At 61.6% G+C, this 268-nt stretch carries 1 protein-coding gene; it reads left to right on the top strand.

Annotation, left to right across the window (positions count from 1 at the left end):
• Positions 1–268, top strand: a 268-nt coding sequence (locus CDN38_RS33735; RefSeq protein WP_142361410.1) for a linear amide C-N hydrolase, incomplete at both ends; no start/stop codon positions are given.

The following is a 268-nucleotide window of genomic DNA, read 5'->3' as shown; positions in this document are numbered from 1 at the left end:
CTACATCAACGCCATTCCCAAGGCCGAGGATCCGGTGGAGGCCCTGGCCAGCGTGTTCAGCGTGATCCGCAACGCGTCGGTGCCGTACGGCATCACCACGCCAGGTGAGCCGAACATCTCATCCACGCGTTGGCGCACCGTGGCCGACCACAAGCGGCGGCTGTACTTCTTCGAATCGGCATTGACCCCGAACACCTTCTGGGTCGACCTGAACAAGGTTGATTTCGGCGGGCAGGTACTCAAGCTCGACCTTGGAAAGGACCAGCGA

This window comes from Mycobacterium ostraviense (genome assembly GCF_002705925.1).
Taxonomy (GTDB): Bacteria; Actinomycetota; Actinomycetes; order Mycobacteriales; family Mycobacteriaceae; genus Mycobacterium; species Mycobacterium ostraviense.
The sequence above is the reverse complement of the archived record's forward strand: the minus strand, read 5'-3'. Positions and strand labels throughout refer to the sequence as shown.